Origin of the sequence: Tabrizicola sp. (genome assembly GCF_041913445.1) — a bacterium.
Taxonomy (GTDB): domain Bacteria; phylum Pseudomonadota; class Alphaproteobacteria; order Rhodobacterales; family Rhodobacteraceae; genus Tabrizicola.
Window position 1 is genome coordinate 140,835 of the sequence record NZ_JAYSFG010000008.1, and the last position, 17,385, is coordinate 158,219.

General features: G+C 62.3%; 14 protein-coding genes. 7 read left to right on the top strand and 7 right to left on the bottom strand.

Features of this window, described 5'->3' with window-relative positions:
* Positions 1-2 precede the first annotated feature (2 nt).
* Complete coding sequence (gene iolG, locus ACE3Q6_RS11575) at positions 3-1,004, top strand: inositol 2-dehydrogenase (protein WP_374432393.1); 1,002 nt, start codon at positions 3-5, stop codon at positions 1,002-1,004.
* Positions 1,005-1,400: 396 nt separating this feature from the next.
* On the top strand, positions 1,401-1,928 hold the full coding sequence (locus tag ACE3Q6_RS11580; RefSeq protein WP_374432394.1) for a helix-turn-helix domain-containing protein: 528 nt from the start codon (positions 1,401-1,403) through the stop codon (positions 1,926-1,928).
* A gap of 23 nt (positions 1,929-1,951) precedes the next feature.
* On the opposite strand, the gene ACE3Q6_RS11585 is transcribed toward ACE3Q6_RS11580, so the two are convergent.
* A complete protein-coding gene (locus ACE3Q6_RS11585; protein ID WP_374432395.1) occupies positions 1,952-3,025 on the bottom strand; it encodes a winged helix DNA-binding domain-containing protein in 1,074 nt (357 codons plus the stop codon).
* Between the two features lie 259 nt (positions 3,026-3,284).
* Here ACE3Q6_RS11585 and ACE3Q6_RS11590 point away from each other — a divergent pair, with 259 nt between their 5' ends.
* Entirely contained in the window at positions 3,285-3,959 is a 675-nt protein-coding gene (locus tag ACE3Q6_RS11590) for a helix-turn-helix domain-containing protein (protein WP_374432396.1), read from the top strand.
* A 313-nt stretch (positions 3,960-4,272) separates the two neighbouring features.
* Here ACE3Q6_RS11590 and ACE3Q6_RS11595 read toward each other — a convergent pair whose 3' ends face one another.
* The 6 genes from ACE3Q6_RS11595 to ACE3Q6_RS11620 form a co-directional block, all read right to left on the bottom strand.
* Positions 4,273-5,148 carry a PhzF family phenazine biosynthesis protein gene (locus ACE3Q6_RS11595; RefSeq protein ID WP_374432397.1) on the bottom strand — a complete coding sequence of 292 codons (876 nt, stop codon included), beginning with the start codon at positions 5,146-5,148 and terminating at the stop codon, positions 4,273-4,275.
* 103 nt (positions 5,149-5,251) lie between these two features.
* Complete coding sequence (locus ACE3Q6_RS11600; RefSeq protein ID WP_374432398.1) at positions 5,252-5,656, bottom strand: hypothetical protein; 405 nt, start codon at positions 5,654-5,656, stop codon at positions 5,252-5,254.
* The gene (locus tag ACE3Q6_RS11605) at positions 5,653-6,369 is read right to left on the bottom strand and encodes an epoxide hydrolase family protein (protein ID WP_374432399.1); all 717 of its coding nucleotides are present in this window, start codon (positions 6,367-6,369) and stop codon (positions 5,653-5,655) included. Before ACE3Q6_RS11605 ends, ACE3Q6_RS11600 begins: the two co-directional genes overlap by 4 nt.
* Before the next feature lie 757 nt (positions 6,370-7,126).
* A complete protein-coding gene (locus ACE3Q6_RS11610; RefSeq protein WP_374432400.1) occupies positions 7,127-9,571 on the bottom strand; it encodes a caspase family protein in 2,445 nt (814 codons plus the stop codon).
* A gap of 2 nt (positions 9,572-9,573) precedes the next feature.
* A complete protein-coding gene (locus tag ACE3Q6_RS11615) occupies positions 9,574-9,783 on the bottom strand; it encodes a hypothetical protein (protein ID WP_374432401.1) in 210 nt (69 codons plus the stop codon).
* 136 nt (positions 9,784-9,919) lie between these two features.
* Positions 9,920-10,591 (bottom strand): OmpA family protein, encoded by a 672-nt coding sequence (locus tag ACE3Q6_RS11620; protein WP_374432402.1) that lies wholly within the window; start codon positions 10,589-10,591, stop codon positions 9,920-9,922.
* 152 nt (positions 10,592-10,743) lie between these two features.
* On the opposite strand from ACE3Q6_RS11620, the gene ACE3Q6_RS11625 reads away from it, so the two are divergent.
* The 4 genes from ACE3Q6_RS11625 (at position 10,744) to ACE3Q6_RS11640 (ending at position 17,264) form a co-directional block, all read left to right on the top strand.
* Positions 10,744-11,499 carry a PP2C family serine/threonine-protein phosphatase gene (locus ACE3Q6_RS11625; RefSeq protein WP_374432403.1) on the top strand — a complete coding sequence of 252 codons (756 nt, stop codon included), beginning with the start codon at positions 10,744-10,746 and terminating at the stop codon, positions 11,497-11,499.
* A 4-nt stretch (positions 11,500-11,503) separates the two neighbouring features.
* A complete protein-coding gene (locus ACE3Q6_RS11630; protein WP_374432404.1) occupies positions 11,504-12,391 on the top strand; it encodes a M15 family metallopeptidase in 888 nt (295 codons plus the stop codon).
* Positions 12,388-14,865, top strand: coding sequence for an ImcF-related family protein (locus tag ACE3Q6_RS11635; protein WP_374432405.1), 2,478 nt, complete (start codon positions 12,388-12,390; stop codon positions 14,863-14,865). Before ACE3Q6_RS11630 ends, ACE3Q6_RS11635 begins: the two co-directional genes overlap by 4 nt.
* Before the next feature lie 95 nt (positions 14,866-14,960).
* Positions 14,961-17,264, top strand: coding sequence for a type VI secretion system Vgr family protein (locus tag ACE3Q6_RS11640; protein ID WP_374432406.1), 2,304 nt, complete (start codon positions 14,961-14,963; stop codon positions 17,262-17,264).
* Positions 17,265-17,385 lie beyond the last annotated feature (121 nt).

A 17,385-nucleotide genomic window follows, 5' to 3' on the forward strand; every position in this document is an offset into this window, starting at 1 on the left:
CCATGCTGAAAGTCGGCCTCCTTGGCGCCGGGCGTATCGCCGGCGTCCATGCCACCGCCATCACCACCAACCTCGGCTCGACCCTCGTCGCCGTTAGTGACATCAACACCGAAGCCGCCACCAAACTTGCCGCCCAATATGGGGCAGAGGCGCGGACCACGGACGCCATCCTGAACGACCCGGCCATCGACGCAGTCCTCATCGCCACCTCGACCGATACGCACTCTGACCTGATCGAGCGCGCCACGGGTGCGGGTAAGGCCGTCCTCTGCGAGAAGCCCGTCGACCTGTCGCTGGCCCGTGCTCAGGCCTGCCAGAAGGTGGCTGCCAGGAACGGGAAGCCCGTGATGATCGGCTTCAACCGCCGCTTCGACCCGAACTTCGCGGCTCTGAAAGCCGCGCTGGACAAGGGCGAGATCGGCAAGGCCGAGCTCCTGTCGATCACCTCCTTCGACCCCGCCCCGCCGCCGGTCGCCTACATCAAGGTCTCGGGTGGCCTCTTCCGGGACATGATGATCCATGACTTCGACATGGCGAATTTCCTGATGGGCGCCGCTCCGGTCACGGTTAGCGCCGTGGGGTCCTCCATCGTCGACCCCGCCATCGGCGCGGCCGGGGACGTGGACACCGCCGTAGTCACCCTGACCTATGCCGACGGCCGCATCGCGGTGATCAAGAATTCGCGCCGGGCCGTCTATGGCTACGATCAGCGGGTGGAACTCCTCGGCTCCGAGGGCTTGCTCCAGGCGCAGAACATGCTGGAAAACACCGTGGTCAAGTCGACGACTGTGGGCGTGACCGGCGCGAAGCCCACCTACTTCTTCCTGGAGCGTTACATGCCCGCCTACGCCGCAGAGTGGGCCGCCTTCGTGACGGCGATCAACGCGGGGTCGACCCTACCGGTTACACTGGATGACGGGGTCGCAGCGCTCGCAATAGCAGAGGCAGCGACGCAGTCGGCAAAGACTGGCTCCCAGATTAAGCTGGCAAGCGTCCTGGCATGAGGCTCAGGGCCCGCTTCCGCTGGTGCTGAGGCGGGCACTCTGATCGATAGAAATTTGGAAGTTGGTGACGTTCCCGCGACGTCCGCTTTCCGCCCAATGCTGGCAGGCGACGTCGCACGCCGATTAACTACAGGCACTGAAGCTAAACTAGTGTTGAATGCGGAGTAGAGGCAGGATGCAAAGCTCAGCGACGACCTGTTGGGTTCGCTTTTCCTGCTTTGACCACCTAACCCTGAACCCGCTTCACTTATGACCCAAAAACACACGCGCCGTACATCAGAGCATCCTTGGATAGACATCGTGTGGCAGACGGTTTGTCTGACGGACGGCGTCTATCGAGCCACGCCGGACGGTTCTTGGGATCTGATCCGGTCCTGTTCGCCTGACGGAACGGAGATGGTATTCCTGACCGGACAGGCGACCGAGCCTGTCGATGTGCCATATTGCGAAGGAGAGCAATCCGTCGTCATTTCTTTTGCCGCGCATGTGTTTCTTGCAGCGGATCCGGAGGTGAGGACAGGCGCCGCGATCCGCCTGCTTGAGGTGCAAGACGGCACGTTCGAGCTGGATGGAGTGGTACTGCCTCTGCCGAGCTTCTTGGGTGCGGAAGAACTGGTCGACAAGATGGTCGTAGCGGGACTGCTGCGGTCCGACGACTTGGTGGCTAGGGCATTCAGCGGACGGCCAAAGGCGGCTTCAAAACGGTCGGTGCAACAACACTTTCGCAAGACAACCGGGATAACGCAGAAGGATTTCCAACTGATCCGACGCGCGCAAGAGGCGGTTCGGCAGTTGAAAGCCGGTCACAACGCAGCAGATGTTGCAATCGACCTCGGTTATTCCGACCAGTCGCACATGATCAAATCAATCAGGAAGATCATGGGGCATCTGCCGTCGAACTTGGACACGGTTCACAAGCTCTGAGGTGGCGTAGAAGCGTTCCGAGGTCACTCCGCTAAGTCGAACATCCGACCCCAAAAAAGCGACAAACGGGCAAGCTCTTGTTTGATCAGCTGGGCGTCGAGTCTGCCAACGTCAGGAGCGATGACAAGCTGCACCCGAGCGGTTTTGGGCCCGACCACCTTCTTCCAGGTTCCGACGAGCCGACCGTTTGCACAGATTGTCGGACCGAAAAACGACAGCGCCGGATCCTGAATTCCCGGATGACGATCACAGGCGGAACGGTCCTTGTAAGCGACGAGGATTTCGTCAAACGGCGACAGAAGCCGCAGCAGGTTGCCGTCGTCCGATTTCCATGGTGACCGGAACCTGTGCATCCACATTGAACAGCCGTCCAACCTGCGCTCCTCCAAGAGATCGTCCGCAAGGCGGATCGCCTCGCGCGCGACTGTCAGTGGAAGGCCCGACCACCAGGCGAAGTCGCGGTCGGTTGCCGGTGCTCGGCTCTGGAAATAACGGGTGGCCAAGGTTCGATGGGCCGTGCCTTGATCGAGCGTGTTGTGGCGTGTGCCAGCAAGCCAGTCATCGAGGAGGGCGAAGGTCGGCTGGCTGAGCCGATGGGCGCCAAAACAGATCAAACCAGCCTGCGCCCAGTAGCCGATAATATGGAGGCCGGCGCCCTTTCTTAGTGCAAGGCCCGCGGTATCGAAGGCCGCATAGATCTCAGGCCGGGTCAAAGGACCGTCTCGCAGTGCCGCTTCGAGGATCGACCTCCCTCGGTTGAGGATCGCCTGATCAAGGCCGACGCTTCGCAAGACGGACCAGGACCGTTCGTTCTGCCGCGCGCCGGTCAGGGCAAGCATCCACCGCACATCTGCTGCAGGCACGAAGTGGATGGTCCCACGCAGCGGCCAGGTCCGGACGATTTGCCGATCCGCAATCGCGCGCTCGACCTCGGTGGCCGTCAGGCTGTTCGAGCGTTGGCCGATGGCCCAGAGAGCTGCGCCAAAATCCTGTGCCTGCATCGCGCCGAACCATTCGACAATTTCAGAGGCGGATGTCCCGTGGTCTCCGGCGAGGAGTTGGTTGCGACAACGGGTGAGCGCAATCTCGTTGGTCATGGCATCCCTCGAAGGCCGGGCAAGAGGCAACCGAGCATGTCCAAGAGATTAAGAAATAGCGATGAAGACCGATTGTAAAATAGCGCAAAGCAGAACGGAGGGGAGACCGCGTGGGTTGCAACGGTTGGTTGGGTCTCGGAAAAGCCTGGATGTAGCTCGCATTTCCCACCGGTTGACCCGAGGTGACTTGCATTGGCCCAGCGGAGCGCCTGGACGGCGTCCAGTTGCCGGAAATCACCGAGAACGTTAAGCTATCGGCATGGCGTTCGACTTCTTCAGGCGCGTCTCTCCGCATCCGTGGATCGATAGTGTCTGGCGGTTTTCCTTTCACGACAATGGCGTGTATCGGGCGACACCGGACGGGTGCTGGCGACTTTTCCTTCTTCTGACGCCGGGTGAAGCAGCAAGAGTTGTCAATGTCGGCCAGAGGGCGGGACCCGTCGATGTGCCGCATCTGGCCGGGGAGCAGGTGGTGGTCATTGCCTTTGCAGGTCATGTCCACTTTGCCGACGACCCCGCCCCACCGACGGGCGCCAGGGTCCGTTTCTTGCCGGTGCATGATCGGGAATTCAACGTCCAGGGTTTGAGGCTTCCGTTGCCGACCTTTGAAAACGCCGAGGGCATTGTGGCGGAGATGGAAGGGAAGCGCGTGCTCAAGACGAACGATCTGGTGGCCAAGGTGCTGAAAGGATCGGCTGATTTAGCCCCCGATCGGACGGTGCAGCACAACTTCATGCGCACGACGGGCATCACGCAAACGGATTTCCGGCTGATACGACGGGCGCAGGATGCCGTGCGCCGGCTGAAGGCTGGGGGCAGCGGCGCCGACGTTGCGGCCGAGCTTGGCTATACTGATCAGCCTCATATGATAAAATCGATCAAGAAGATCATGGGCTTCCTTCCGTCGGATTTGGAAGCGGTTCACAGGATCTGACAGAGCGACGGCTTAGTCACGCCAAGGGAGTAGTCCAGCGGCTGCGCGAGTTCTTTCGGGTTCCCTTGGGATCGCGGATCCGTGAACTCCCGAACTTCGCTGTTCCATTCGTGATTCTGAAGAACGGTAACCTTCGCTGCACCTGCGCCCAGGTGCGGCCATTTGATATCGACGCCAAGGACTTTCCGCGCCACCTCTGGCCAGCGACTTGGGTCATTCTTTGGCGCGAAAGAAAACTCCACCGATGTCGACGACCTTTTGCACGGCAATTTCCTCAGTTGATCTCTTGGATTCATGGCCGCGACCTCACGGATCACAGGGAGAGTTGCCCTTTCATCACGACGACGCCAGAGCCACTCAGCTCGGCGTCCGGAGCCATTGCGACATTCAAAACGCTTGGCCGACCCATCAGCCTGCCCTGTTCAATTGCCAACCGTTTCCTGGCCGAAAGCATCCCATGATGGTCCAGATAGGCGCATAAGGGCCCGGCAGCCGTCCCGGTGGCAGCATCTTCCCAAAGCCCCACCGTCGGGTTGAAGAACCGCGCGTAAGCCTCTTCGGGAGCACCCTCATCGAAGGCGTAAAGATAGCAACCCTCGGCCCCACAATCTCGGAGGCAGGACAGCAGGGCCTGCGTACTAGGCCGTGCCGCGTCGACGACATCGCGTGAGCGCGCCCTGACCATCAGATGGTTCGCGCCGGTATCCGCGACCCGCGCCTGGGGATGCTGCAGCAGATCGGCGGCCTTAAGGTCAAGCGCCAAAGCCAAGATTGTTTGATCTTCAAGCGTTCGACCGAGGGTCAGGGCCGCCTGCTGCATCGCGCCGTGGACGCGGCCGTCGTGCTGCCAGACGCGGATCGGCAAGACAAGGTCTCCAATTTCCTGATCGAGGATAACCGGCTGGTCCAGCGGCCCCAGCTGCCCGGTTTCGCCGAGCCAGATCCAGGCACCCAAGGCGTTGTGTCCGGCCCCGAAGACCTCGGACCCGGCGGCCGTGAACGACCGCAGTTTGCGGATCGCCCGGTCGCTCGGGAAAATGAAGGTGGTTTCGGCTTGGTTGAATTCGGCCGCCAGCTTTCGCATCACTTCGTCCGACAGACCGGTCGCCGCGTCGACCACGGCAAGCGGATTTCCCTGCAGCGGCGATTCAGCGAAGACATCTACGAGGGCAAAGGGATATTCGCTCATTCGGTTCTCCATGGGATGCTGTGTTCTTCAACCCGCGAGACACTGGTCCCGTGTCGCAAACTGGCCGGTCGCACAGCTGACCACCGGCCAGGACCATACCGGGTCAGCTGTTCAGCAGCGCAGCAAAGTCCCGGAGGTCCTGCACGTAGAAGTCAGGATCCTCCCAGGCAACAAAGTGACCGGCGGTTCCCATGTCGTGGAACTGGACGACATTTCCACCGGTCTGCCGATCTGCCCATTCGCGCGGCATCCGTACCATACCAGGGATCGGCGCTTCGGTAGCGACCGCAACCGGAACCTTGGTATCGGTTCCGGTGATTGTCGGCATTTGCATGGCGTTCACATTGTAGATGCGGAAGGATGAGGCCACCGTGCCGGTCAGCCAGTAGATCATGATGTTGGTCAAGAGCGCATCGCGGCCAAAGCGGCTGTCAGCCTCGTCACCGACCCCCATCCCCGCCATGAAGCTGAGGATCCACGCGGCCAGCCCGACCGGAGAGTCTGTCATGCCGAAGGCCAGGCTCTGGGGTTTCGAAGACTGCACCATGTTGAACGCGCCGTGCTGGAAGAACCATTGCTGCAGAGCCCCTGCATAGGCCTGCTGGGTCCGCTGAGGGCAGCAAAGTCCGTGGTGTGGTCCGGATAGCCGACGTCAGTCACATGATAGCCGAGCAGTTTTTCCGGGTGGCGCTGGGACAAGGACATCGAGATGATCGATCCCATGTCGCCTCCGGCGGCGATGAACTTCGGATAGCCCAGGACCTCGGTCATCAGCTTTACGGAAAGGTCGGCAACTGTGTCGAACGGCAAGGCGGTCCTTCCTGAAAAGCCGGTGCCCGGAATGGAAGGGACGACGACGTGAAAATCCTCAGACAGGCGGTCGACAACCCGGTGGTAGCGGAAGAAGGAATCCGGCCAGCCGTGAAGCAGCAGTAGCGGTGTCGCATCTTTGCGAGATGAGGGTTTGTGAACGAAATGCAGGTCAATCCCGTCGATTGCCGCCTTGTAGTTCGGCAGGGTATTCAACTCGGCCTCGGCCTTGCTCCAGTCATAACCGTTCAGCCAGTAGTCCGTCAGCCGCTGCATGTAGGCAAGGTTGGTTCCCACCATCCAGCCCGCCGCGTCGGGCTCGTCTGGCCAGCGCGTCAACCGAAGGCGCGCCTTGAGGTCCTCGATGTCCGCCGAGGGGAAGGCAATCTTGAAGGGAGTCGGTGTGGTCATGGCAGTCCTCTCCTGTGCGAAAGTGGCACGGGCCGCAACGCCGCCAAGAAGCGTTGAAACAGCGAGAGTGCTGGCAAACTGACGGCGGTTCATCTGGTTGGTCCATGCTGGGTTGCGATGAAGGCAACCTAGGCAAGGCGGCCGCCGAACGATTGTAAAAATGCGCAAATGTCCGGTGCCGGCATCAGGTAGGTAGACGGTCTTTGCTATCTATCTTGGAAGCTGATCTTTGGATTCTATTGACCAGTTGGGCAGACCCGCCTTTCGAACTCAGCCTTGGTGAAAGAACACGTCCGCTTTTCACTTTGAGGCGCTGATCGGTCGCACGCGGCCCGAATCGCACGTTCGGGGTGCCGCTCTCTCTTCGTCTTGCGTCCTGTCTACAGTCCGACAATACCCGTCCAATCTAGCTTGTATCTGAAGCGGGCCAGATTTTTACGCAGTCGATGGGCGACATTTCGGCTTTGCCCTCATGAGATAGGCGAAAAGCTGGCGACCGACGACAGATAAGTTGGCTGACTGTCGGCATAACCGGAGGACACGGTCGGAAAGGTCAAGCGCCGCCGGGTCCGGAAGCAAGGACGACAGAAGATCTGCCTCAGCCTCGGCCACGACCGCGGACATCTTGGCAGTATGGGGTGCGATATCGGCTTTGACCATCGCCATGGGCCAGGGGGGCCTGCTCTACAAGTACGGATGTAGGTCGCCGAGCGCTTCCGGCGCGCCTTGGGGATGAGTTCTAGAATCTGCGATTGTGCTAATAGAGATCCACCCGGAAGGGCGTGGTACTCCAGTGGATCCGGGCGATGTCGATCAGGCGCTCGGTGGGGTCGGTTTCCAGCGTTGTGTCGGCGTGCTGGCTGGCGATGGTCTGATAGGCCATGAGACTGTCCTCGCCGAAGGCCCCGTCCGGCGTGATGTCGGCCCCGAGTGCTTGGAGGAGGTGTTGGGAGGCTTCGTCGATCGCATCGTTTGGCAAAGCCTCTAGCACCTTCCGGGCGCGTTCGACCGATTTCGCGTCGCGGAGCGCGGCTGCGCGGCCCGCTCGATAGGCGGCATCGGCTTGGGAAAGGCCGCCCGCGCCTTCAGTCAGGATCAGATAGGCGGCATAGGCGCCAGCATTAGCATCGCCGCGTTCCAGGCCCTTGTCGAACCATTCCACAGCGAGGCCGAGATCGGGTTTCCCCAACGCGCCAGAGGCGATCAAGGTGCCAATGTTGCCAGGTGCGTTCGGATGCCCGCCATCCGCGGCCTTAGTGAACCAGTCGAGCGCCAATTGAGCGTCCTTCTCCTGACCGCCGAGGCCGTTCATGTAGACGAGGCCCAAATTGTTGTAACCGTAGATGTCCCCTCGCGCAGCGCTTTCGTTCAGGTAGCGCAATCCGCGGGCAGGGTCGTAATACTCGCTCCCGGAATCCAGGTAGAAGTACCCCAGCTCGTTCATCGCGTAGGTGTGGCCAACCTCCAGCGCCCGCATGAGCAGGTCATAGCCGCGAAGCCGGTCCTGGTCGGTCGCCCCGAAGCGCACCAGTTGGCGTCCGAGGGCGTAGAAGGCATAGGGATCCCCAAGCTCCACCCCCTCGCGGTAGAAGGCCAGCGCCTCTTCCGGCGCGGCCTCGTTTGCGGTGCCGCCGGTTTCCCGCGCCTCATTCAGAATCGCATTGCCAATCGCATAGGATGCGCGGGTATGGCCCAGCTCCCGGGCTTTGGCGAGCTCCGCCCGGGCCTCGTCGTTCTGGCGCAGCGCGGTAAGTGCGCGCGCCAACTGGTAGTGGAAACGGGCATTCTGGGGTTCGCGCTCAACGGCAGCGCGGCAAGCCTGCAGGGCGGCCTCGGGCTGGATCTCGTTGGCGAAGCGGGCAAGGCCGACACCTTCGGGATCAAGGTGGTCAGCCGCGGCAAGGTCGCATGGGTCCGGAGTCAGATCGACCTGGACCACCTTCTCGGCCCCGCCCTGATCGACCTTGAACTGGACCTTCAGGACCGGATCCTGACCGAACTGGATCACGGGTCCGCTGACATAGGCAAACGCGAGACGACCGAGATCGGCGCTGGAGAGCGGGAAGACCGGCGCTGACTGCAGACCATCGTCATCCAACAGCACAAGACGGCCACCCCGCGGCGGTTCGGTCAGACCCACGGTGTCGGACGGACCAAGCCCGAGGTCCTGAACCAGCGTTGCGCCGATGGGAACGGCCGGGGAAAGGGGGGCGGCGATGCTTATGTCAGGGATTGGCAGCGTTGCCTCGACCTGGAAAAGTTCGGCAGAGCTGGCAAAGAGGGTCAGGCCGCGCGCTACGGATGTGCCCTTTTCGACCTCGGCCACGGCGGCTGCCGTCTGGGCATTGACCTGAGAGATCGTCGCCTCCTCCACCATGGTGGAGCTGTCCCAGGGCACCTGAACACCCTGCGTCTCCACAAAGACCTCGCGGCGGACCTTTTCGAACACATCGGTCACCGGCATCGCGCCCTCTGATGCGGCCTGCAGGAAGGCGCTCGCAAAGGGGCTATTTTCGCCCGCGCCGTCAAGAGCCACCTCACCTGGCGAGGTCGAGAAGACCACGTAGGAGTTCACGGGGGCCGCCAACGATGCGAAGCCCGTCTCGACCTCGCGCACGTCGGGTCCGAGGGAGTCCTGCAGCTTGACCCCGGCGAAGGGATTGTTACGGCAGCTGTCGAGGATGACAATCTGGAGCCGCGCCCGCGCACCGACGATGGAGACGAGGCTGCCCACGGAGACCGTCTCGAACGGCAAGTCGTCGACCTGATCAAGCTCGGCGTCCGTCGGAATCAGATAGTTCTCGGATCCGATCTGGACGCCGTGACCGGCATAGTAGAACAGCACCTCTGTCTCGCGGTCGACGTCGAACAGGACCCGCTGCATCAGCGCCTCAAAGTCGCGTTTGGACGCGTCCTTCATCAGCGTGACGTCATAGCCCTGGTCGGCCAAGAGATCGGCCACATCGAGGGCGTCGTTCCAGGCGTTGGGCAGCTGCGGCGCGTGGGCGTAAGTCTGGTTGCCGATGACGATCGCGTATTTCTGGCGGGGGCCGGAAGAGTCCGCGAGCTTTCGTGAACTTGCGGCAACGTGTCCTTTCGGGAAAGGGCCCAAACCGCCGTCCTGCGCCAAGGCGACCGAAGCAGCAGCAGTTAGACACAGGGCCGCGACAGAGCCGTTCACCAGGATGCGCCGCGACGGCATGGTCAGTTCCAGCCGCCGCCACCCGACCCGCCGTCATCGAACACGATCACGGGGGCCTTCTTCTTGACCGGCGCCGGCGCGGGAACAGCCTTCTTCTTGACCGGCGCGACGACGGGCACCGTCTCTTGTGGCGGCGGCATCAGCTCTTCACACGCGGCTACGAAGCTGAGCGAGACAAGCAGGAAAAGTGGGCGAGACCATGAGGCAAGCATGAGGGACCCATTTGCTGAAGCGAAGGCCGGTCGCAAGAAGAATGGCACAAACAATGCAAGGAGGATGCCACAACACGACCCGTTGGGCAACGGCGCCATCATGTGCCCGGGGGTCGGGTTTTGCCGTCCCTATGGGTCAGCTGAGTGCCTGGAACTCCACGCGACGGTTCTGGTCTGAGTCAGGATCGGTGTTTTCAAGAAGGAAGCGTTCGCCTAGGCCCACGGCCTCCAGGCGCGACGCTTCGATGCCGCAGTCATTGATGAAGAAGCGCTGCACCTCCTCGGCCCGCAGGCGGGACAGACGCTCGTTGTAGTCATCGGTCCCGGAAGCGTCGGTGTGTCCGATGATCCGGAAAAGCTGGATGTCGGAGGACTTCATCACGTTGCACAGCTTGGAAAGCTTTGGCTTCTGCGCCTCGTCGAGTGCAGCGCTGTCGAATGCGAATTCGATGCGGATGTTTACGCCCAAATCTTCGGGCATCTTCACCAAGGTTGCTGACTCCGCTTCCTTCACAACCGTTTCAGTTGCAGATTCGTTGACGGCGACCTCGGACGTCGCTGACGTATCGATTGCTGGTTCTGTAGCGGCGGGTTCGGTCTTTTCGACTTCTGTCGCAATCTGCACGTCGTCGGCGGTGACAAGCTTCAATCCGCGCGTCAGACCGGTCTTGCCTTCGACCGCCGCCTTATAGGCGTCGCGCTGAGCCAGGAACAGCTCCAAGAGCTCCTCTTCCGAAAGGTCCTGCGACCATGCCCCAGCCGGAAAGAGCGCGGCACATATTGCAAGGCCGGCAAGCACGTTGCGCATATTCGAAGCACCTTCCAAAAAACGGATTTATGACTGGTGGAAGTCTAGGCTATGATGGGTTTGCATTCAATTCACACCTTTGGGCGGGCCCTTGCCATGCTGCATGTCTCGACCGTTTTTCGGCCTTGCCTGTCCGCCCAGGCGGTCAGGCCATGACAACACCAACCACTGTGGTTCCGCGGCCCGCGCCGGCCTTGCCGGTGGCAATAGGGGCGGGGCTGACGAACCGCGGAGTGGTGCGCGAGCGAAATGAGGATTCGATCCTGACCGATCCTACCGGCGTGCTTTGGGCCGTGGCTGATGGGATGGGGGGCTATGGGAATGGCGATGTTGCCTCGGACATCGTCATCGACTGTCTGGCCAAGATCCCGGACGAGGCGGACCCTGGGCCGGCGCTCGTGGCCCGGCTGAAGGAGGCGAACGAGATGGTGCTTGAGCGCCAGCGAATGCCGGGGATGGGCCGAATGGGCTCCACCGTCGTCGCTATGCTGATCTCGCGCGCGGTGGCACATGTGGCGTGGGCCGGGGACAGCCGGGCCTATCTCCTGCGCGGGGGGCATCTGCGCCCGCTGACGCGCGATCATTCGGTGGTTCAGGAGATGGTTGACCGGGGCGAGCTGTCGCCGGACGAGGCGGAGGGCCATCCGGAATCGCACATGGTGACGCGGGCGGTGGGCGGCGGACCGGAACTGGAGGTCGACCTCATCAGTGTGCCGCTGGCGGTTGGGGACCGGCTTCTTCTGTGCAGCGACGGGCTTACGCGTTGCGTCTACGAGCAGACGGTCGAGACCCTTCTGCGTGAGGCGGCCGGGCCTGAGGACGCCTGCCAGCGACTGGTGCGCGAGGCGCTGGAGAATGGCGCGCCGGACAACGTCTCGGCCATAACCGTGCAGATCCGGGACGCCTAGCGCCATGCAGCAGAACAACCTGATCGCGCCCATCATCGTGGCCATTGGCGTCATCATCGCGACAGTGGCATTCGCGATGGTTACGACTCTGCTGGAATCGGCGGATAGCGCGGCCGATCTGCGGCTGACCCGTTTGGAAGAGGCCTTCGATACCGAGGCCGCGCAGCGCTCGCGGCTGGAGGCCGAGATCGGCGCCGTAAAGGCAGACCTGGCCCGCCTGCGCGACGACATGAGCCTTATCGCTAACCGCGCGCCGGTAGCACCGTCGACCGTGGAGCCTCCGATGGTGGATGCCGAGGGTCTGAGCGGCGGAGAGGATGCGCAGCACATGCCCGAAACCGAGGCACTGACCGAGCAGATGCGCGCTGCGCGGGACCGTTTCAACAAGGGCATTACCCAGCCGCGCAACAAGACGATGCTGGCGCTTCTGGGCCGGCCGCGCGAGGATCTGGGCACGGATTGCCGGGGCATCACCAACCCAAGACTCAAGTCGCTGGTCGAGACGCGGCAGATCGGTCCGATCAAGGCTACCATGTTGAAGCCCGCGCTCGATAGCCTGGGCCGGATCGTCGCCAAGCTGCAGGAGGACGAGCCGGACATCGCCGCCAAGCTGGGGACAGCAGGGGCCCTGTGTGTTCGGCTGATCCGCGGGTCGAATTCCTCGGTTTCAAACCATTCCTTCGGGACGGCCATCGACATCACCCTGCAGGGCGAGCTTGACCCGTTTGCGGACGGCACGATGCAGATTGGCCTGGTCATCCTGGCCGAGCATTTCAATGCCGAGGGTTGGTATTGGGGCGGCGGGTACAACCGCGAGGATGGGATGCATTTCGAGGTCGGCGAGGAGACGCTGAAGAAATGGGTCGATGAAGGCCTGATCCCTTCGCAATGAGTTCCGACCCCAACAGCCCGCGCACGGTCCTGCCGCCACGGCGCGGGGCGCAGCGGTCCGACCCGGAGGTATATGAGCAGGCGGCGGCGCCAGTTTTGCGAATGGCCGAGCAGTTGGCGACTGTGCGGGGAACAGAGGTACAGCTCCTTGTCCAGCGCGCTGCCGAGGCGCTGGACCGGTTTGATGCGGATCTGGAGCGCGCCGGCGTTCCACCCTCAACCATAAGGCCGGCGCGCTATGCGTTGGGCGTGCTCCTGGACCAAGTGGCACGGAAGAACCGGGCGGTGGACGTGTCGCTGTGGGGGGCAGGCGCGCATCGGTTGATATTCGACGGGCGCGACATCTCCTCGGCAACCTTGCGCGACTTTGTCCGCAAGGCCGGAGAGGCGGGCCCGGACTTCGCGGGCGTGCGGACCTTCATGGAGCGCAGGCTTTCGGTGTTGGAGGGGAGCCGTACTGCATTTGACCGCAACATTGGCACGGGCTGGACGGGAATCACCCTCGTTCTTGTCATGGCCTTCGTCCTGCTTGTCGCCGGTTGGGCGGGCTTCGTCGAATGGCGTTTCCATCGCGACCTGACGCGGCTCTTTGACGCGGAGGCGCTGGAAATCGGCCTTGACCGCGATGGAGCACTGCCGGACCTGCCGCAGCGGCTGACCCGTCTTGGCTCGGCGGCAGAGGGAGTTGCGCGGGCTGCCGAGAAGGCACCTATCCGCTTGTTTGCTGGCATCTTTGGTTTTGACGCGGCCAATCATGCAGATGCAATCTACGACGAGGCAGTCCAGAAGCATCTGCCGGGTGCCTTGGCGCGCGCGGTGGATGCCGCACTGGCGACGGAAGGCGAAAGCCTGCCGCTTTACGACACCCTGCGCGCGTGGTCTGTGCTTTCGGGACAAACGGACTGGTCGTCGGCCTACCTCGCGGGTTGGCTCGCCAACCGGGCGGGGACGATGGCCGATCTCCAGCAGCTGGTCCCCCATGTCGATCGGCTGCGCCCGCCGACCCAAGTCCTGCCCCAACCAGACCCCGAACTCCTGGCCCAGGCTAGGGGGTACGCGGCCGAGGCTCCAGAGTCGATGCGGGCCTATCTGGAACTGCTCCGTTCCCAAGGGGCAACCGATCTTGCCCCTTGGGTACCGGAGGCTGCGGTGCCGGGATTGGACGTCGTTCTTCAGCGCCGATCGGGAATGGGTATGGAGATGCCGATTGACGGGCTTTTCACCCAGTCCGGCTGGGACTACGCCCGGAAGGTCGGGGCTGGCCTGGCCGTGCAGACCGCGCGGGCCGAGGCGGCCCGGCTTTTCGACAAGCTGCCGCCGCAGGAAAATGACTCTCCGGACCAGGTGCTGGACATCTTGCAACGCGAGACGCTGACACAGTGGAAAGCCTTCCTCGGCGACATCCAGGTACGGCCGTTCAGCGACCCGGAACAGGCAGTGCTGGTTTCGGGCCGCCTTGCTGCACCGGATTCCCCGCTCGCGAAGCTTCTGCCTGAAGTCTGGGCCCAGGTGGGCGGTCTGGATCGGACGCGGCCGCACGCGATGCAACTGCGCATCGCCTCCGATTTCGCGGCGTTGATCCAGTATTCCGAGGACGGCAGGATGGACGAGATCGCCGATCTTTTTGCGAGCCTCAATGTGGCGCTCGGCGCGATGGACCGGGATGAGCCGCGCGGGTTGCAGCGCCTGACGAACGCAAAATCACGTGGGGCGACACTTGCGGCCTTGCGGACCGCCCCACCAATGGTCGTGCAGATTGTCGAAGACGTTTTGGCCCAGACCAGCGCGGCGCAGGCAGATCCCTTGTCGAACCCGCTGACCAAGGCCTGGCAGGCGGAGGTCCTGTCCCTGTGCAAGCAGGTGACGGAGGGCCGTTACCCCTTTGCCGAGGGTGCGGATGTGCCGTTGTCCGAACTGGTCGCGCTACTGGGATCTGGGGGCGCGATCGACCGATTCTACCGAACTCGTGCCGAGCCCTATATCGACACGTCCGCCACCCCTTGGCGCTGGAAGCCGGATGCCCGTTTTGCGGGTTTGGACCCGAAAAGCGCTGAGTTCCTGCAACGGACGCAGGCTATTGCCGCGGGTTTCACCGCAAAGGGCACCGAAATGACGTTGGCAGCGCTGGCAGAACGCGGAAAGACTTTCGTGGCGGTGGGAGGGCAGGGCGGCCCGGTAGAAACGACGCTGGAGCCCCTGAGGCTTATTTGGCCAGGACCCGAGCCGTCAGCGGGGGCAGAGGTCCGCTTCACAACCACGGCCGGAAGCGCGACGGTGGTGGAACCCGGCGAATGGGGTCTATTCCGCATTCTCGATGGCATCCGACTGCGAGAGCGCGATGGTGGCAAACGCTTCCTGATTGACCTAAAGTCTGGTGACGCCCGGCTTTTCATGGAGATGACAGTCCCGAACGAAGCTAACCCGGTATCGCGTTGGGCTCTGCTGAAGGGTCTGGCTTGCCCCACCGCACTATGATCGCTTTTCGGCCCCACGACCGCGAAATTGGTCTAGAGTGGCTGTGCATTGCCCCAGACCCGATTTGACCAGGCTTTCGGACAGGAGAGATCAGCATGGCTGACGGCCGCACCATCACGGTCAGCACCGCGCTTGGCGACGCGCTCCTCTTTTCGCGCATGGAGGGGTCCGACGAGATCAGCCAGTGCTTCCGCTATGAGCTTGGTCTGGTCAGCAAGGACATCAACCTGAAAGCCGATGACATTCTTGGCACGCCGGTCACGATCACAGTGCGCACCGACAGCGGCAAGCGGCATTTTCACGGTATCGTCGACGAATTTGCTTTCCGCGAATACCACGAGGATTACGCCCATTTCCGGGCAGTCCTGCGGCCCTGGCTTTGGTTTCTGAACTACCGCAGCGACAACCGCATCTTCCAGAAGAAGAGCGTGGTCGAGATCGTGGAAGAGGTATTCAAGCCCCATGCCCACGTGAAGGTCGAAAAGCGCCTGAAGAAGTCCTACCCGCCGCGCGACTATTGCGTTCAGTACCGCGAAACGGACTTGGCCTTTGTGCAGCGTCTGATGGAGCACGAAGGGATATTCTATCATTTTGACCATGCCGACGGCGAACACACTTTGGTCCTTTCGGATGCGAATGCCAGCGTGAAGGACGCAGAGGGGTTCGGGACGGTGAAATTTCACGGACAGACCGGGACAGTTTCTGGCGAGAATGACTACATCAATGCGCTTCTGCCCCGCGCCTTTGTGCGTTCTGGGGCCTACGTCCACACGGATTATGACTTCAAGAAGCCGGCCACGGATCTGATGACCAAGTCCGATGCGCCGAAATCGCATGAGGCCGCAAAGGGCGAGCTTTATCACTACCCCGGAGATTACCTGGAGGTCGGTGCAGGTGAGCCGATCGCGGCGATCCGGCTGGAAGAGGCGCAGGCACCGCATGTTCGGGTCGAGGCAACGGGGACGGTCCGCGGCCTTTGGTCGGGTGTCAGCTTCCAGTTGGAAGAATTCGACCGCGAGGCGGACAACGTAAAGTACCTGGTTCTGCGATCAGAATACGAAATGTGGCAAGACCAGTATCGGGCAGGGATGCAGAAAGGGGGCGAAGGGTTCGAGGTGAGAATGCAGCTGCAACCGCTGTCGCTGACCTATCGTCCTGCGCGGCGAACGCCGAAGCCGCTGATGTCAGGCCCACAGACGGCCGTGGTCGTCGGCCCATCGGGCGAGGAAATCTTCACCGATGAGTATGCCCGCGTGAAGGTCCAGTTCCACTGGGACCGGCTGGGCGGGAAGGACGAGAATTCCAGCTGCTTCGTCCGCGTCAGTTCGGTCTGGGCCGGATCGGGCTGGGGCTTCATCCAGATCCCGCGGATCGGACAGGAGGTGATCGTCGACTTCCTGGAGGGGGACCCCGACAAGCCGATCATCACCGGCCGGGTCTACAACGCTGCGCAAATGCCACCGTATGGCCTGCCCGCCAATGCCACGCAATCAGGGTGGAAGTCGAACTCGTCGCCCGGCGGTGGTGGCTGGAACGAGATGCGGTTCGAGGACAAGAAGGGGTCCGAAGAGGTCTACTTCCAAGCGGAGAAGGACCACAACGAACTGATCAAGAACAACGAGACCCGCACCATCGGCAACGACTTCGCCGAGGATGTGGGGCACGACGCCAAGCAGGACATCGGCCACGACCGGACCGAGACGGTCGGCAACGACAAGTCGGTGGCGGTGGGGCATGACCAGACCACCAGCATCGGCAACAACGACACCGAGACAGTGGGCGTGGACCGCACGCTAACCGTGGGGTCGAACGAGACGATCTCGATCGGGTCAAACTCCAGCGAGACGATCGGGATGAATCACTTGCAGACAGTTGCTGTGGCGCAGACGATCACGGTGGGCGCGGCGCGGGTGGACAGCGTCGGGGCGTCCGAGACGCGGACGGTGGGCGCGGCGCAGGACAACACCATCGGCGCCTCGCGTAGCGTGACGGTCGGGGCGTCCCAAACCCACTCCATCGGCTCGGACGACAGCTGGACCGTCGGGGCCAACCGCTCGGTGTCGGTCGGCGCCGACGAGTCGATGACGGTGGGCGGCAACCAGACAGAGACCGTCTCGGGTGACGTGGCGCTGAAGGTGGGCAAGGGGCGGGCCACCGACATCGCCAATGCCGAGATGATGAATGTCGGCAAGGACATGGGGATCAAGGTCGGCAAGAAGTTCGTTCTGGACGTGACCGACGAGATCACCCTGAAATGTGGCGATGCGCAGGTGACGATGAAGAAGGACGGGACCATCACTATCAAGGGCAAGGACATCAGCCTGACCGCGTCGGGCAAGATCAATGCTAAGGCGGACGGCAACATCACGATGAAGGGCGCGAAGATCAACCAGAACTGAGGCGGGGCGGTCATCGAACGGAGCACCTTTCGGCGCGAAGACCTTTCCTGTCGCAGTCTCTGGTGAAGGACACCAAACTGCTCAGCGTGCCTCCGGCGGGGATGTTTGGGCAAATCCGATA

Excerpts from the sequence above, each read along its gene's own strand:
- iolG (WP_374432393.1), top strand. The coding sequence starts at position 3 with ATGCTGAAAGTCGGCCTCCTTGGCGCCGGGCGTATCGCCGGCGTCCAT.
- ACE3Q6_RS11580 (WP_374432394.1), top strand. The coding sequence starts at position 1,401 with ATGGTATTCCTGACCGGACAGGCGACCGAGCCTGTCGATGTGCCATAT.
- ACE3Q6_RS11585 (WP_374432395.1), bottom strand. The coding sequence starts at position 3,025 with ATGACCAACGAGATTGCGCTCACCCGTTGTCGCAACCAACTCCTCGCC.
- ACE3Q6_RS11590 (WP_374432396.1), top strand. The coding sequence starts at position 3,285 with ATGGCGTTCGACTTCTTCAGGCGCGTCTCTCCGCATCCGTGGATCGAT.
- ACE3Q6_RS11595 (WP_374432397.1), bottom strand. The coding sequence starts at position 5,148 with ATGAGCGAATATCCCTTTGCCCTCGTAGATGTCTTCGCTGAATCGCCG.
- ACE3Q6_RS11600 (WP_374432398.1), bottom strand. The coding sequence starts at position 5,656 with ATGACAGACTCTCCGGTCGGGCTGGCCGCGTGGATCCTCAGCTTCATG.
- ACE3Q6_RS11605 (WP_374432399.1), bottom strand. The coding sequence starts at position 6,369 with ATGACCACACCGACTCCCTTCAAGATTGCCTTCCCCTCGGCGGACATC.
- ACE3Q6_RS11610 (WP_374432400.1), bottom strand. The coding sequence starts at position 9,571 with ATGCCGTCGCGGCGCATCCTGGTGAACGGCTCTGTCGCGGCCCTGTGT.
- ACE3Q6_RS11615 (WP_374432401.1), bottom strand. The coding sequence starts at position 9,783 with ATGCTTGCCTCATGGTCTCGCCCACTTTTCCTGCTTGTCTCGCTCAGC.
- ACE3Q6_RS11620 (WP_374432402.1), bottom strand. The coding sequence starts at position 10,591 with ATGCGCAACGTGCTTGCCGGCCTTGCAATATGTGCCGCGCTCTTTCCG.
- ACE3Q6_RS11625 (WP_374432403.1), top strand. The coding sequence starts at position 10,744 with ATGACAACACCAACCACTGTGGTTCCGCGGCCCGCGCCGGCCTTGCCG.
- ACE3Q6_RS11630 (WP_374432404.1), top strand. The coding sequence starts at position 11,504 with ATGCAGCAGAACAACCTGATCGCGCCCATCATCGTGGCCATTGGCGTC.
- ACE3Q6_RS11635 (WP_374432405.1), top strand. The coding sequence starts at position 12,388 with ATGAGTTCCGACCCCAACAGCCCGCGCACGGTCCTGCCGCCACGGCGC.
- ACE3Q6_RS11640 (WP_374432406.1), top strand. The coding sequence starts at position 14,961 with ATGGCTGACGGCCGCACCATCACGGTCAGCACCGCGCTTGGCGACGCG.